Here is a 15202-nt window from a genome sequence, read left to right as displayed (position 1 = left end):
GAAAGACGGCGCATTTGCTTTCAGGCCGTCCCGCAGCTATGGCATCAGCAGGAAAGCCGGACCGGAACCATGCAGGCAGACAGGATGGAATTGAGGCAAGTCTTGGAAAGCGCGGCACTGGCCGCAGGCAGCGCCATCATGGCCATCCACAAGGCCGGGGCCGATGTCCAGTACAAGGCGGACCAGTCGCCGGTGACCATGGCCGACGAGGAGGCCGAACGGCTGATTCTCGCCGCACTCCAGCAGCATTTCCCGGACATTCCCGTCGTCGCCGAGGAGGCTGTGGCCGCCGGCCGCGTGCCGGATGTTTCGGGCGGCGTCTTCTTCCTGGTCGATCCTCTGGACGGCACCAAGGAGTTCATTGCCGGGCGCAGCGAATTCACCGTCAACATCGCGCTCATCCGCGATCGAGCGCCGGTCGCCGGCATCGTCTATGCGCCCGCGCTCTCGACCGGCTTTATCGCCGACGGCGAGCGGGCGGAACGCTTCGAAGTCGATGGCGAGGGCGCGATTTCCAGGCGCCAGCCCATCGGCTGCCGCAAATGCGGCAACGCGCTGACCGCGGTCGCCAGCCGGTCGCATGCCACGCCCGAAACGGCCCGCTTTCTCGACGACCACGGTATCGACGCCTGCACGGCGATCGGTTCCTCGCTGAAATTCTGCCTCGTCGCCGAGGGGCTCGCCGACGTCTATCCCCGCTTCGGCCGCACCATGGAATGGGACACGGCCGCGGGTGACGCGGTGCTGCGTGCAGCCGGCGGGCATACCCGCACGCTTGACGGCGCACCCCTGCTCTACGGCAAGATCCAGCAGGCGAACGACGCGGATTTTGCCAATCCGGACTTCATCGCCGCAAGTGCCGACTGGAGCGACGGGCCGGCGGCGACCACAAAATAACCAGATTGCTCGAAGAGGAATGCGCGCCGACCGGAGGGGGTGGATTTTCCGCTCCCGTTCGCCCTGCGGGCGGCGTTGGCGACCACCGGGCCGCCGCGGCATTTTTATTGTCTGTAAAGGCAATTTCGAATAAGTTGCGGCGACAAGCATTTAGGCGACGCCCCCGTTTGCTGTTGGAAAGAGTGAGCCGACGTGAAAGATGAGAAAGCGCCCCTCGTGGCGGAAACCCCGACCCACGTCGCCGACAACACGAGCAGCCTGCTTGAAATCGCCAAGCAGCGGGCCCGCCAGCGCGCAACAGAACAGAAGGTCGTGAAGATCAAGCAGGGCGCAGCAAAGCGTCCGGTCAATCCGGCCATCGATGACGACGAGAATCTTGGATCGCGGGCGGAAATACGCGCGCGCAAGCCCGCCGACCTCGTCAGTTCCGTCCTGACCCTGCCCGCAATCCCCAAGCAGAAGCGACAGCTTCCCTGGCCGATCATTTCCTTCCTGCTGGCCGCAGTCCTGCCGACGATCCTGACGGGCCTCTACTATCTCTTCCTCGCCAGCCCGCAATACGTGGTCGAGACCCAGTTCTCGGTGCGCGGCTCGAACTCGTCCTCGCTCAACGCCCTCGGCCTGACCGCGCTTGTCGGAAACAGCGCGCAGTCGGGCGATTCCTACGTGGTTGCCGACTACATCCAGTCCTCGCAGATCCTGCCTGACATCCGCGAGCAGACCGGCGTCGACATCCGCACCGTTTATTCCCGCCCGAGCATCGACTTCCTCTATCGCGAGAACGAGAGCCGTCCGCTCGACGAGTTTCGCGATTATTGGCGCGACATGGTCAATGTCAGCTACAATTCCACGACCGGCAACGTGACGATGCGCGTCTTCGCCTTCTCGCCGTCGGACGCGAAGAAGGTGGCCGACGCGGTCCTCACCGTCTCGGAAAACCTGGTCAACACGCTTTCGGAAAAGTCGCGCCGGCAGTTCGTCGAGGTCGCCAACCAGCAGGTCGCACGCTCGGAAGAGCGGCTGCGCAACATCCGCGGGCAGATCACAGACCTGCGCATTTCCGAACAGGCCGTCGATCCGACAGCGGTTGCGACGATGGAAGCCACGATCATCAGTTCGCTCGAACAGGAACTCGCTTCGTTGCGCACCCGCTACAAGGCGCTGGTCGATTCGGTCAGCAAGGATGCGCCGTCCGCCCGCGTCATCGAGCGGCAGATCGTCGCCCTGGAAGAGCAGCTGATCGAGCAGAAGAAGCGCATCAGCGGCGATGGCGCCAACGACGACAGCAGCAACAAGACGACACGCAGCGGCCTGGATGCCGGCCGGGCCCTGCCCGAAATGATCGACCGCTTCACCGAGCTCAGCGTCGAGCAGGAGTTCGCCGTCAAGGCTTATACGACCTCGCTTGCCGCACTGGAAGCAGCCATGCAGGAAGCGCAGAAGCAGGAGCGTTACTTCGCCGTCTACGTGCAGCCGCGCGAGCCGGAAATTGCCCTCTATCCGCTGGGTGCTATCAACACGCTCATCATGCTCGCCGCGGCGTCGTGCCTCTGGCTGATCGGTTACTTCGCCTTCCGGTCCGTGAAGGATCATGCGATCTGATCGCGATGAGGAGAGAGTGGCGGAATGGCTCTGCTCGCTGAAAAACCCCTAAGCTATGCCCTGCGCGAAAACGCGCGGGTGATTGCTGCGCTGGTCGTTCGCAGCGCGGTGACGCGCTTCGGGGAAAGCCGGCTGGGTTTCATCTGGATCCTGGCCGAGCCCGCCGCCTATGTCGGCATCTTCCTCCTCATCCACACACAGCTGAAGGCACATGTGCCCTTCGGCGACAATGCGTTGTTGTTCATCCTGGCCGGTGTCTTCGGCTTCCGCATGACGCGCGGCATCTCGCGCAAGACGGAACGCGCCATCATGAGCAACCAGCCGATGCTGACCTACCCGCTGGTCAGGCCGCTCGATACGCTGGTGGCGACCTTCCTGCTGGAAACGACGATCTGGATGATCATCTGCGCCGTGTTCATGGGCGGGCTCGCCATTTCGCTCGACCGGGACGTCATCGTCTATCCCGGCGAATTTGCCGAGGGTATGGCAGCGATCCTCTACTTCGCCTTCTCCTTCGCAGCGTTTAACGCAACGATGAGCGCGCTCGTACCGCGCTACGACACCTTCCTCAGCATGCTGAGCATGCCCCTGATGCTGATGTCCGGCGTCTTCTTCATGCCCGCGGAAATGCCGCCGGGCTTCCAGGCCGTGCTGTGGTGGAACCCGTTCCTGCACTGCGTCGAATGGTTCCGCACGTCGACCTATCTCGATTACCACGCGCTGCTGAGCAAGCCCTACCTGCTCGGGCTTTCGACCGCGCTGCTCACATCCGCGCTCGTGCTGGAGCGCCTGTTCCGCCGAAAGATCATAGACTGATGATCATCTTCGACAATGTCAGCAAGGCCTTCCCTCGCCCGGGCGGCGGCAAGAAGGTCATCCTCGACCGGTTCACGGCGGCCTTCCGCCCCGGCACCAATGTCGGCATCCTCGGCCGCAACGGCGCCGGCAAGTCGACGCTGATGAGCCTGATCTCCGGCGCGGACATGCCCGATTCGGGGCGCATCCTGCGCGAAGGCAAGATTTCCTGGCCGCTGGGTTTTCGCGGCGGCGTGCACAGCAAGCTGACGGGCGCGCAGAACACCCGCTTCATTGCCGATATCTACGGCAAGAACCGCACCAAGGTTCTGGATTTCGTCGCCGACTTTTCCGAGCTCGGCCCCTATCTCGATATGCCCGTGAAAACCTATTCCGCCGGCATGAAGGCACGCCTTTCCTTCGGCATCTGCATGGCGATCGGCTTCGAATATTACCTGATCGACGAGGTGATCGCCGTCGGCGACTCCACCTTCAAGAAGAAATGCAAGGACGTCTTCGACGAGCGGCGCGAGAACGCCACCCTGCTTCTCGTCTCCCACTCCTCCGGCCTCTTGCGCTCGTTCTGCGACATCGGCGGCGTGATGAACAATGGCCAGCTCACCTTCTACAACGACATCGAGGAAGCGATCGAGGTGCATGAAGAGATCCTTCGCACTTCCGCCAGCCAGCGCCGTTCGGCCTGATTTCCGAAACAAAAAAGCGTCCCGCAACCATGTTGGGGACGCTCGGCTTTCCTGAAAACCTCGGGGCGGAGGCCCCGGCCACCGCCTACTGCGATTGGGCCAGCAGGGGCATGACGTTGGACGCCTCGGGCAGTTCCACCACCCGGCCTGCCGCATCAACCGCCCGCAGCTTCTCGAGCAGCGAATTCACCGCAACCTCGATGCCCTCATAGGCATAGTAGTCACCGGGGTGCAGGCATTCCTGCGCGATCCAGTTCAGGTAGTCGCGCCGCTGCGCCACCGGCGCCACGTGGCCGGATGACCAGAAACTGTCCAGCTCGATACCCTTGTTGACGCAGAAGGCGAGCGCGGGATGCCGGTAGAAGGCCTGGCCGAGAACGGCAAGCGGAATGCCGTGCTGCAATGCCGACAGGCCGGACGTGCTGTTGATCGTCACCATGCCCGCCGCATGCCGCGTCATCAGGCCCAGCGAACCGCTGTCGAGGATGTGGATACGATCCGAGACGTTGTTGAGCACGCCGACCTGGCGGATGAACTGCTTGTCCTGGCTGTGTCCCCGCTCCATCGGATGGATCTTGAACACCAGCTGGTGCGTCGGTGGCGCGTTTCGCGCAAAGGAGACGATGCTCTTCAGGATGAGCTTCTGGTTGTTCCAGCCGCTTGCCGCCGCGCCGAGCTGGCTGTCGTCATGTACCTGCAGCGGCACGATGTAATATTTCTTGTCGTGGTGCTCAAGCAGCCGCTCCATCGTGCGGTAATTGCTGCCGAGATTGCGGAACTTCCGGTAGTAGTTCTTGATCCAGTAGAAGGCCTCGGGCGCGAGAGACCGCTTGTGCTTGTGGAAAAGCTTGCGTTCGCTCAGTGTCGAAAAGACGCCGCGCACCGAAAAATAGGTGAAGGCATAGGTTGCCATGGCACCGAAAGACGACGGGAAGTTTGTCCCGCGCGTGCGTTCGCGACGCTTTTCGTCATCCTTGTCGGAAGGTAGAAGACCCGCGATCGGCGAGCGCCAGTTGTTGCCGCCAACCTCCATCGTGACGAAGCCGGGGCGGATATAGCCTTCCTCAAGGCTGAGCACGGGAATGTTGAGCGTGGCGCATTGCTCGATGGCGATCTTGTGGATCTCGCGCTCGCAGCCGAACAGCACGACATGATCGAAACCATGCTCGCCGACGATCTCGGTAAACCAGTCCCGCCAGACATCGGCCGTTCCGGAGAAATGCAGGCTCTTACCACCGCGGGCGAACAACCGGTCTCCGGCGTTGAAACAGACACGCCAGGCATCGAAACCGCTGTCATTGAGCAGCGCCTGAGCCTTGCGGAAGAAGGGACCGACCGGGCCCTGCAGGAAGAGAACGCGCGGTGCGCTCTTGGAAGGGAACCGCTTGGAGAGCTTTCGGCGCAACGCCAGATTGATCAGCCGCGATCCACGCGCTCCAGCGACGCCATCTGCGTCGGAGCGACCCGCCTTCAAATCGGTATCATGCTGTACGCTCATGACAGGTCGGCTCAACTCAAATTATGCTGCTGGATGGAATGGTATTCGCACAAAGGCGCCGTTTTAGCAACCGCATCTGCCATGCTCCCCGATTTTCTCGCCGATCCCCCGGCATACAGACAACTGCTGCGTACAAGACGGCGACTCGGATGTGTTCCCACGTTTCTGACCGTCTTTTACCGCAACCGCGAGTCGCGAAGCAACACCCCCACGCGGTTGATCTGTTGCGCCGCACACAAAAAGAGCTTCCGCCCGACTCCGGGCGATTTCATGGCGGCACCCGAAATTTCTTCAACCAAATCCTCCGGACGGCACGGCAAGCCACTGAGAGGATGGATATAAAGCGGGTATCGGACAAGGCTTGCAGCCACCAGGGCCTCAAGATCGATGCGGCGCAAGCGGCGGGGAATGGGCAAGCGATCGTCAGTCAGGCCCCAGCCTGCATAGAATGGCGCCCCATGGACGCCGACCGCCTTGCCGCGCAGGAGCGCCTCGAAGCCGGCCAGCGAGGTCATCGTCTCGACCCGGTCCGCCCAGCCGATCCATTGCAGGATATCGCCGCTGCGAGCGACGAGATCGGCCTCCTGCGGCTCGGCGCCACCATCACGCACGCCAGAAACCACATCCGGATGCGCCTTGTAGACGATGAAGGCATCGGGAAACAGGGCCCGAGCCGCGCGCACGAGGTCGGCATTGGAGCGTACCACGGGCGAGCCGTAGCGGATGGACGCATCCTTCTCCACCTGCCCCGGCACAAGGATTTTCACCCGCCCTTCGGCAACCGCCGGCAGGTCGGCCGCCGTGCCGAGATTGTATTTGGAGACACCGCGCTGCACCAGCAGGCCTATGAGGTCGCTCGCCCGCCGCCGAAGGTCCTCGTCGACCGTACCATGCGCGATCAGCGCCTCCAGCCGGCTTTCTCCCCGTGCATCATAGTAGACATGTTCCCCGTCGATCGCGATGGAGGATGGCATGGTGAGATTCACCCCCAGCCCGCGGGACCGGATGAAGCCGTCCTCGAGCCGCATTGCCGGTACATCGGCCGGCAGCGCCACATCGCTTCCCCACAGCGCGACGACACCGTCTGCCGCCTTCGCTGCGGCAACCGCCGCGTCGATCGAGCGGGCATGGACCGGGTCACCCGCCATGCCCTTCAGGAAAGGCGCCATGGCCCTGCGCTTCCAGGGCGAGAAGCCGGCCGTAAAGACCTTGCGCCCGATACGCGCGCGCTGGTCGCGCACCGTGATCGCCTGCTCGACCGCCCGCTCCGGGGCACAGGGCTGGCGCGTGTGCAGGTCGAGATAATGCGAATAGTCGATGTAGGCTGCGTGGAAGACCTGTTCGAGCGAGGCGGACGGGCGGACGGGCGGCAGCTGGCCATGATCGACCGTGAGGCCGCGACCGGAATAGTAGGTGGTGCCGAAACAATGGACAGGCCGCTCCGCCACCAACGCCTCGAAACCGAGCTGGCTTGACACCGTGTAGACGCTGTCGGCTTCCTCCAGCAGGGGCCAGGGGTTCATGCGCGGGGGCACGACGATCTCGAAACCCAGCGCACTTGCCGCCTGCCGCAAGAGGCTGCGGTCGCCTGCCGCCGGATGGGTACGCACGACCAGGGTCTTTCCCGGGTGATGGGCGGCCGCATGCTCCAGCATGGCGCGGAAACTCGCAGCACTCGCCCCTGCCCCGGCAATGGAGGCATCGCCGGCCACCTGATCGACGAGCAGGACAAAGGGCCGCCCTTGCGGCACACCGGCAGCTGCCGGCGTCAGCACTGGACTGTTGTTGTATTTCGACAGGCGCGCGGCGCGCAGCTGCGCCATCAGCCGGCTCGCACGCGCCAGCGCAGCGGCATCGGTTACCGGCTGCGACAGCAACCGTTCGAGGCCACTCGGATGGAGCGCATCGAAATAGATGCCCTCCCGGTCGACCACATAGGAATGGCTGGGCTCCCCTCGCCCCGCTGCAAAGCCGCGCAGGAAGCCGTCCTCAAGGGTGATGGCCTCGTTGCCGGCGCGTGCCGCAAGCCGCACCGCGCGCCGGCCGGACGATCGGCGTCCCCAGCCGACGAACCCGTCGATCCGCCCGGGCAGGGCAAAGGGCCATGCAACGATCTCCGCATCGAGCAGGCGTGCGATATCTGCCCGCTGCTGCCAGAGGCCGAAGGAAAGAAGCGCATAGGTTTTGCGTGCCTTGCCGGCCATGCAGTCCTCGAAAGCCATTCCGGCTAATCTGCGGAGCGCGCGAGGCCGGCGACCCCGGCAATGCCGGAGCGCCGCACAGGCATCACCGCATCAAGCGGGCCGAATCCCACCCGTCAGAGCAGGTCCGCCGTGCGCTGGATATTGTAGGCCGCGCTCGAACCGCTGGAAACGATCGTCAGGAACTTCGCAAGGTCCGTCGCAACGTGGCGCGCCAGATAGACGACGTCCTTGTTCCGAACGGGGAAGTTCTGCGCGACGATATAGCTCTGCGTTGCCCCGAGATCGAGGCGATAGACGATCGGATAACGCCCTTCCGAATCCGCCACCATGCCGCGGGCGATGAGATCGCGGAAGCGATCATCACCGACAACGGTGCGGTAAACGTTCTCGTCCTCGTAACGGAAGACGAAATAGCCCTTCGGGTCGGCCGTCGCGACATTGCCGCCGCCGGCCAGCGCCGCAGCTTCGACAAGGCTCAACTTGGCCGCGTCAAACGGAATCTTGCCGGACTTCTTCGTCTGGCCGAGTGCAGCGAAGGTCTGCGGGTCATAGGTCAGATAGATCTGGTCATCCGGCTTGACGTAGATGTCGTCCTTCGGATTGTCGATGACCGACTGCAGCAGCACGCTGCGCGTCTTGCCGCCGCGCTTGAGGCTGACATAGGTATCATAGGGCGGCTTGGCAGCGCCGCCGGCCATGGCGATCACTTCGCTGATATGCTGGCCGCTGAGGCCGAGCGGCACGATGCCCGACTTGTTGACGTCGCCCTGAATGGAAACGGTGCGCGAGGCATTGCCGGCCATGGAAACGATGACGTCGGGCTCGACGGCCTTCGCCTTCAGCGCATCGACGATCGTGGCACGCGCCGAATCGATCGTCATGCCGGCAAAGCGCACGGAACCGACATAGGGAATCTGGCCATGGCCATCCGGCTGCACGATGACGGGGATCGTCGTGGACTTGCGATCATTTGTGGAGAACAGGCCGTCCGGGCCCGCTTCGAAGATCGTGACTTCCAGGCGATCACCGACGCCGATGACCGGCGTGCCGCCGCCACCGCCGAAGCCGAAGGTGCTGGACAGGCCGTACCGCTTGGCCGCGCTGACACTGTTGGCAACGCGCTGATCGACATTCACGACGTCGAAGATCAGCTTGGTCTGGGGAATTTCGTAGGACTTGCCGTCCGCGCCGGCCGAAAGGACCTCGTGGGTCAACGGGCCATCGCTCGGAACCACGCAGCCCGCCAGCGTCAACAGGGCACCCGCCGCAAGAATCCGCGCAAATGCGCCCAAAAGCCTGCGCGGCGTGCCCACGTCTTCAATTGCGATCATCACTTAGCATTTCCCTTCGACCGTACCTCACAAGGCACGGCGCAAGAGCCAGCCGCTTGCCACGACAGGGCGCCATAGACATGCAGTTCCAATGTCTCGTCAAGTCCCATGACCAAACCTTGTCCCACCACGCAAGCCCATGCGGCCCCCGCCGACACCATGGAGCAAATCCCTTGCACATTCGTTACGGTCTGAAAAGACGGCGGGCCGTTTGACGTTGAAAATCAACTTTTTCCACCAGCTTTTTCAGAAGGAGTGCGACAAAAAGAACGCAACTTTTCCTCCACCCGCCCGACAGCGAAGGCGCCTCCCAACCCACAGTTTATGCACATGCCTTGCCCGGCTCTGACCTTCCGGGGGCGACCGGGCGCAGAAAGCAGTGACGGGGGAGATGGGCAAAAATATGGGTGGCGGTCATCGCGCCTGCGCGGAACGGGTTCGCCGCGCAGGACCGGCAGGGCTGCCTCACACCGCCTCGATAGGTTCGGGTTCGGGCACAGGCGCCTCCGCCTCTTCCGGCTGGATACGGAACCAGGCGATATAGAGCGCCGGCAGGAAGAGCAGCGTCAGCACCGTGCCGACGATGATTCCGCCCATCATGGCATAGGCCATCGGCCCCCAGAACACCTCGCGCGAAATGGGGATAAGCGCGAGGCTGGCGGCGGCCGCCGTCAGCATGATCGGCCGCATGCGATGCTCGGTCGCCTCGCGCACGGCCCTCCAGGCATGCATGCCCTCCCGTCTTAGGTCCTCGATCTGCACGACGAGGATGACCGAGTTGCGGATGAGGATGCCGATCAGCGCCAGCACGCCGAGAATCGCGACGAAGCCGAGCGGCGCCCCGCTGCCGAGCAGCGCGATGACGACCCCGATGAGCGCCAGCGGCGCCACGGCGAAGACGAGGAAGAGCCGCGAGAAGCTCTGGAGCTGGAGCATCAGGATCGTCGCCATGGCAAACAGCATGAGCGGCACGACCGCGACGATAGGCGCCTGGCTGTCAGCGCTTTCCTCCACCGTACCGCCAACCTCGACCGCATAGCCGGAGGGCATCTTCGCCTGGAAGGCAGAAACGTCCTTTTCCAGCCGCGAGACGATCGTCGCCGGCTGCACGCCGCCAGTGATGCTTGCCTTGACCGTGATGGTCGGCTGGCGGGAGCGACGCCAGACGACGGGCTGCTCCATTTCGTAGCGAAAGTTCGCCACCGCGGCGAGCGGCACGGAGGTGCCGTTGGCCGTGGGCAGCTGGAGCTGACGCAGCGTCTCGATGGACTGGCGCTCGGCGGCCCGCGCCCGGCCGATGACGTCGATCAGGTAGACGTCGTCGCGGATCTGGGTGACGGCCGTGCCGCCGACGACGCCATTCAGAGCGGAGGCGATGTCCTGCGAGGTGACGCCGAGCTGGCGTGCCTTGTCCTGCAAAACATCGACCTTCACCACGCGGGCGGGCTCGTTCCAGTCGTAGACGATGTCCCCGAGCCGGGTGTCCTTGCCGATGACTTCGCCGAAGGCGAGCGCCTGCTTGCGCACCTCCTGGATATCCGGACCGCTGACGCGGTACTGAATCGGCCGGCCAACCGGCGGACCGATGTCGAGCAGCTTCACCAGCGCGTCCGTGCCGACGAAGGTCTCGCGCAGATAGGCCTGGAGATCGGCCCTCAGCCGGTCACGCGCCTCCAGGTCCTTGGTGACGATGACCGTCTGGCCGAAGGCCGGCGACGGTGGCTGAACGTCGAAGGACAGAAGGAAGCGCACCGCGCCCTGCCCGACATAGGAAGACCAGCGCTCGATGTCCGGGTTGCCCTTGAGCTTCTCCTCTTCCAGTTTGGCGATCTGCGCATTGGTCTCGGCAATCGAGGCATTCTGCGGCAGCGACCAGTCGATGATGAGCTCCGGCCGGTCGGAGGACGGGAAGAACTGTTCCTGCACGAAGCGCATGGCGAAGACGGAAACGCCGAAGACCAGTACGGTCGCGACGATGGTCGTCCATTTCCAGTGCATGCAGGTATCGAGCAGGCGCGCGAAGGTGCGGGCGAACCAGCCCTTCTGCTCGTGGTGCTTCTTCATCGTCTTCGGCAGGATCGTCACGCCGAGCAGCGGCGCGAAGATGACCGCGACCACCCAGGAGACGACGAGCGAGATGGCGATGACGACGAAGAGGCTGAAGGTGAATTCGCCGGCCGCGCTGTTGTTGAGGCCGATCGGAATGAAACCCGCCACCGTCACCAGCGTGCCGGTGAGCATGGGAAAGGCGGTGGACGTATAGACATAGGTCGCCGCCTTGCGGAGCGAATCCCCCATTTCCAGCCGCGCCACCATCATCTCGACGGCAATCATCGCATCATCGACGAGCAGGCCGAGCGCGATGATGAGCGCGCCGAGCGAGATGCGCTGCAGCGAGATGCCGTCGTAATACATGAAGACGAAGGTGATCGCGAGCGTCAGCGGGATCGACAGCGCCACGACGAGACCCGCGCGGATACCCAGGCTGACGAAGCTGACCGCGAGCACGATGATGACAGCCTCGAACAGTGCCCGTGTAAAACCCGACACCGCCTCCTCGACCACCTTCGGCTGGTCGGAGACGAGGTGCACGTCGACGCCGACCGGCAGTTCATGGGAAAGCAGCTCGATCTCCTTTTCCACCGCCGCGCCGAATTCGAGCAGGTTCGAGCCCTGCTTCATGCCGATGGCAAGGCCGATGGCCGGCTCGCCGTTGAAGCGGAAGAGCGCCGATGGCGGGTCCTCGTAGCTGCGGGTAATCGTTGCGATGTCGCTGAGGCGGAAGAAGCGGTTGTTGACGCGCAGATTGACGTCGCGAAGGCTCGCCTCCGAGGCGAACTGCCCGCCGACGCGCACGCTGACGCGCTCGCCGCCGGCCTGCACCACGCCGGAGGGGGCCACGGCATTCTGGGCCTGCAGCGTGGACACCACCTGCTGGGTGGAAATGCCGAGGGCGGCAAGCTGGCGCGTCGAAAATTCGAGATAGATCACCTCGTCCTGCGCGCCGACGAGATCGACCTTGCCGATATTGGGCACGGTGAGGATGCGCCGGCGGGCATCCTCGACATAGTCGCGCAGCTGGCGCGGCGAGAGGCCATCGGCGGTGAAGGCATAGATATTGCCGAAGACATCGCCGAAGCGATCGTTGAAGGCCGGGCCGACGACGCCGGAGGGGAATTCACCCCTGATGTCGCTGATCATGTTGCGGACGGTCACCCAGGTGGGAGCAACGTCGCGTGCACGGGTCGTCGGCTTGAGGTTGACGAAGATCAGCGTCTGGCCGGGTGTCGTGATGCTGCGGGTGAAATCGAGCGATTCCAGCTCCTCCAGCTTGCGCTCGATGCGCTCGGTCACCTGCAGCGTCGTCTCTTCCACGGAGGCCCCGGGCCAGGCGGCGCTGATCGTCATCGTCTTGATGGTGAAGGAAGGATCCTCCTCGCGGCCGAGATTCTGGTAGGCGAAGAAGCCGAGCAGCGCGAAGACGATCATGAAGTACCAGACGAGCGATGCATGATCGAGCGCCCAGTCCGAAAGGTTGAACTTCTTCATAGGCCTGCCTCGTCTTCAACCTTGATTTTCTGTCCCTCTTCGAGGCTGTTCACCCCAGCCGTGACGACCCGGTCGCCGGCTTTCAGCCCACCTGTGACCTGAAGCGTGCGCCCAGCAACGGGACCTGCCTCGATCGGCACCAGATGCACCTCGCCCTTCTCGCCATCGACCAGCCAGACATTCGGCTTGCCGTCCTTCCGAAACACGGCGGTTTCAGGGATCACGATGGCGGTGAGGCGCGGCCCTTCGAGCTCGGCGGTGATGGTTGTGCCGAGGCGAACGGTATTCGGCGGGTTTTCCAGCGCGATCTTCACCCGCCGCGTGCGCGTAACGGCATCGGCGGACGGCGCGACCTCGCGCACCATGCCCTTCACGGTGACGTCGGGGTTGATCTGCAGGGAGACGGTGAAGCGACTGCCGAGGGCGATGGCCTCCGCCGTCTCGGGAATATCGACCACCGCATCGCGCTCGTCGGGCCGCGCCACCGTGACGATCGCTTCGCCGGGCGAGACGGTCTGCCCAACCTCGGCACCGGTCGCCACGACGACGCCATCGAATTCGGCAAGGATGCGGGTGTAGGAAAGCTGCTCTTCCGCCTTGACCAGCGCCGTCTTCGCTCGCGTCAGGCCGGCATCGGCCGCCTCGCGGGATTGTTCGGCGCTTTCGACGGCGGCCTTGGCCGCAGCATTCGACTGGAGCAGCGTCTTCTGGCGCTCCTCGGTCGCGATCGCGCTTGAAAGCGTCGCCTCGGCGCTGGAAAGCTCGGCACGGGCCGAGCGCACGGCAAGTTCATAGGCCGTCGCATCGAGGACGGCGAGCTCGTCGCCCTTCTTCACGAGATCGCCGACATGAACGGTGCGCGAGACGAGGCGGCCGGAAACGCGCGAACCGAGCGCAGCCTGCACCTTGGCCTGCACCGTGCCGGCAAAGCGCGTTCCGGGCAATGCGGTGGGCACGACCACCATGGAGAGAACCGGACGCGGCGGTGCGGCCGCCTCTTCTTCCTTCTTGCAGCCGACAAGCGCCATGGCAGCGATGACGACCGTTGCGAGAGGTACATGTTTCCTCATCGGGCGGCTCCTTCGATCGCGGTGACGGTCTGGCCGGGACGGAGCAGCTTCGTGCCATCGGCAACGTAGGTTTCCCCCTCCTCGATGCCGCCCGAAAGCAGCGCGACATCGGTCTCGAAGGACAGGACCTCCACCGGGCGCAGATCCACCGTACTGTTCGCCTTGTCGACGATCCACAGCGCCGGCTTGCCATCAAGCCCAGCCGACAACGCCTGCCACGGCACCACCGCCACCCGGCGCGGCGCCAGGGCGCCGACGCCGACGACCGAGGAGCCGAGGGTCATTTCCGGCGGTGTGCGGTCCATGGCGATCTTGACGCGCACCGTGCCGGTCTCAGCGTCGATTGTCGGCGAGACCTCGCGCACATTGCCGGTCGTGCGCACGCTGTCATCGCTGAGCAGGGTAACGGTCACCCCATTTTCCGCCGGCCGGGCGAAGAACAGCGATTCATAGACATTGAAGACGGCGTCGCGCGGACCGGTATCGGCGATCGTGAACATGGTCTGCGCCGCCTGCGCCACCTGCCCAGTTTCGGCCAGGCGCGCGGTGACGATGCCGTCGGCGGGCGCACGCAGTTCGGTGTAGGACAGCACCTCCTTTGCCGTGTCACGCTGGGCGATCGCCGCCTCACGGGCGCTTTCGGCCGTGCGCAGGGCCGTTTCGGCATCGTCGAAATCACGGCGGGTGCTGATGCCGTCGCTCAGCAGGGATTTCTGGCGGTCGAAATTGGCCCGGGCGAGCTTGAGCTGTGCTTCCGCAGCGCGCACGCCGGCTTCCGCCGCCTCGACATCGGCCCGCTGCTCCTCGGGATCGAGCCGCGCCAGGACCTGCCCCTCCTTGACCGCACCGCCGACATCGACGAACCAACCGGTGATACGGCCTCCGACGCGGAAGGAGAGATCCGTCTCCACCCGTGCGACCACTTCCCCGGTAATGCTGATCGTCTGTTCGCGCTCTTCGAAATGCACGGCGGCGGTGTGGACCGGCCGCGCCGCGCTGTCGGCCCATGCCGGCCAGACGGCGACGGAAAGCGCCAGCACCGCCAGCAGCATCCTGCCCGCCCTATTACCCGCTGAGGTCATCGCCGTCTCCACCGTTGCAGAATACCCATTTAATATGGATCCTCATTATATCGCGAAGATCAGACTGACAAGCCGCACCCTCTACAGGCGCTGTCTTGCCGCAAGCGAGTGTGGCGGAGTCCGGCAAAAAAGCCAACCGGGAAGATTCTTTGGTAGAGGAATATAATAAGCCATATTTCTCAGCGCACTAACGGCAGCTTCGCCGTCGTGTGCAGACAAGAAAGCCGCCGGCAACCGCGAAACCTTTCCGGTTCCCACTGGGCTGCGCGACGGCTTTATCGGAGCGTCATTCGTTGGACGCTTCTCTTTCGGCCCCCTCTGGACCTGCAAGGAAGAAAGCAGAAAGTGTGCCAGATCGATGACGCGCAAAATACAAAAATGATTTCATATTACTAAAGCGATTTATAATAAAAACATCGGTCGAACGACCGTATCGGCATGGCCAATTTGTGTGCAGCGCACAAACGTTG

10 protein-coding genes are annotated in these 15202 nt (G+C 63.8%); 4 read left to right on the top strand and 6 right to left on the bottom strand.

Annotation, left to right across the window (positions count from 1 at the left end; genetic code table 11):
* Positions 1 to 84 precede the first annotated feature (84 nt).
* The 4 genes from cysQ to EXZ48_RS02165 all read left to right on the top strand — a co-directional run bounded on the left by cysQ (position 85) and on the right by EXZ48_RS02165 (position 3998).
* A complete protein-coding gene (cysQ, locus tag EXZ48_RS02180; RefSeq protein WP_130514153.1) occupies positions 85 to 897 on the top strand; it encodes a 3'(2'),5'-bisphosphate nucleotidase CysQ in 813 nt (270 codons plus the stop codon).
* Between the two features lie 192 nt (positions 898 to 1089).
* Positions 1090 to 2499, top strand: a complete 1410-nt coding sequence (locus tag EXZ48_RS02175) for a capsule polysaccharide export inner-membrane protein BexC (protein ID WP_023512205.1) — start codon at positions 1090 to 1092, stop codon at positions 2497 to 2499.
* A gap of 24 nt (positions 2500 to 2523) precedes the next feature.
* Positions 2524 to 3315: an ABC transporter permease gene (locus EXZ48_RS02170; RefSeq protein ID WP_023517035.1), complete on the top strand. Its 792-nt coding sequence runs from the start codon at positions 2524 to 2526 to the stop codon at positions 3313 to 3315.
* The gene (locus EXZ48_RS02165; protein ID WP_024270830.1) at positions 3315 to 3998 is read left to right on the top strand and encodes an ABC transporter ATP-binding protein; all 684 of its coding nucleotides are present in this window, start codon (positions 3315 to 3317) and stop codon (positions 3996 to 3998) included. Before EXZ48_RS02170 ends, EXZ48_RS02165 begins: the two co-directional genes overlap by 1 nt.
* Positions 3999 to 4083: 85 nt before the next feature.
* Here EXZ48_RS02165 and EXZ48_RS02160 read toward each other — a convergent pair whose 3' ends face one another.
* The 6 genes from EXZ48_RS02160 to EXZ48_RS02135 form a co-directional block, all read right to left on the bottom strand.
* Positions 4084 to 5496: a capsule biosynthesis protein gene (locus tag EXZ48_RS02160; protein WP_050744066.1), complete on the bottom strand. Its 1413-nt coding sequence runs from the start codon at positions 5494 to 5496 to the stop codon at positions 4084 to 4086.
* Between the two features lie 176 nt (positions 5497 to 5672).
* Positions 5673 to 7718: a capsular polysaccharide biosynthesis protein gene (locus EXZ48_RS02155; RefSeq protein WP_130514152.1), complete on the bottom strand. Its 2046-nt coding sequence runs from the start codon at positions 7716 to 7718 to the stop codon at positions 5673 to 5675.
* Positions 7719 to 7813: 95 nt separating this feature from the next.
* Positions 7814 to 9031 (bottom strand): polysaccharide biosynthesis/export family protein, encoded by a 1218-nt coding sequence (locus EXZ48_RS02150; protein WP_024270828.1) that lies wholly within the window; start codon positions 9029 to 9031, stop codon positions 7814 to 7816.
* Positions 9032 to 9496: 465 nt separating this feature from the next.
* Positions 9497 to 12580 (bottom strand): efflux RND transporter permease subunit, encoded by a 3084-nt coding sequence (locus tag EXZ48_RS02145; RefSeq protein WP_130514151.1) that lies wholly within the window; start codon positions 12578 to 12580, stop codon positions 9497 to 9499.
* Positions 12577 to 13650 (bottom strand): efflux RND transporter periplasmic adaptor subunit, encoded by a 1074-nt coding sequence (locus EXZ48_RS02140; RefSeq protein ID WP_130514150.1) that lies wholly within the window; start codon positions 13648 to 13650, stop codon positions 12577 to 12579. Before EXZ48_RS02140 ends, EXZ48_RS02145 begins: the two co-directional genes overlap by 4 nt.
* On the bottom strand, positions 13647 to 14732 hold the full coding sequence (locus tag EXZ48_RS02135; protein ID WP_130514149.1) for an efflux RND transporter periplasmic adaptor subunit: 1086 nt from the start codon (positions 14730 to 14732) through the stop codon (positions 13647 to 13649). The genes EXZ48_RS02140 and EXZ48_RS02135 overlap by 4 nt, the downstream gene beginning before the upstream one ends.
* Between the last annotated feature and the right edge of the window lie 470 nt (positions 14733 to 15202).

This window comes from Shinella sp. JR1-6 (assembly GCF_004284735.1).
Lineage (GTDB): Bacteria > Pseudomonadota > Alphaproteobacteria > Rhizobiales > Rhizobiaceae > Shinella.
The sequence above is the reverse complement of the archived record's forward strand: the minus strand, read 5'-3'. Positions and strand labels throughout refer to the sequence as shown.

Bases quoted from the DNA above. Each gene is read 5' to 3' on its own strand.
- EXZ48_RS02170 (WP_023517035.1), top strand. From the start codon at position 2,524: ATGGCTCTGCTCGCTGAAAAACCCCTAAGCTATGCCCTGCGCGAAAAC.
- EXZ48_RS02135 (WP_130514149.1), bottom strand. From the start codon at position 14,732: ATGACCTCAGCGGGTAATAGGGCGGGCAGGATGCTGCTGGCGGTGCTG.
- EXZ48_RS02165 (WP_024270830.1), top strand. From the start codon at position 3,315: ATGATCATCTTCGACAATGTCAGCAAGGCCTTCCCTCGCCCGGGCGGC.
- EXZ48_RS02140 (WP_130514150.1), bottom strand. From the start codon at position 13,650: ATGAGGAAACATGTACCTCTCGCAACGGTCGTCATCGCTGCCATGGCG.
- EXZ48_RS02160 (WP_050744066.1), bottom strand. From the start codon at position 5,496: ATGAGCGTACAGCATGATACCGATTTGAAGGCGGGTCGCTCCGACGCA.
- cysQ (WP_130514153.1), top strand. From the start codon at position 85: ATGGAATTGAGGCAAGTCTTGGAAAGCGCGGCACTGGCCGCAGGCAGC.
- EXZ48_RS02155 (WP_130514152.1), bottom strand. From the start codon at position 7,718: ATGGCTTTCGAGGACTGCATGGCCGGCAAGGCACGCAAAACCTATGCG.
- EXZ48_RS02150 (WP_024270828.1), bottom strand. From the start codon at position 9,031: ATGATCGCAATTGAAGACGTGGGCACGCCGCGCAGGCTTTTGGGCGCA.
- EXZ48_RS02145 (WP_130514151.1), bottom strand. From the start codon at position 12,580: ATGAAGAAGTTCAACCTTTCGGACTGGGCGCTCGATCATGCATCGCTC.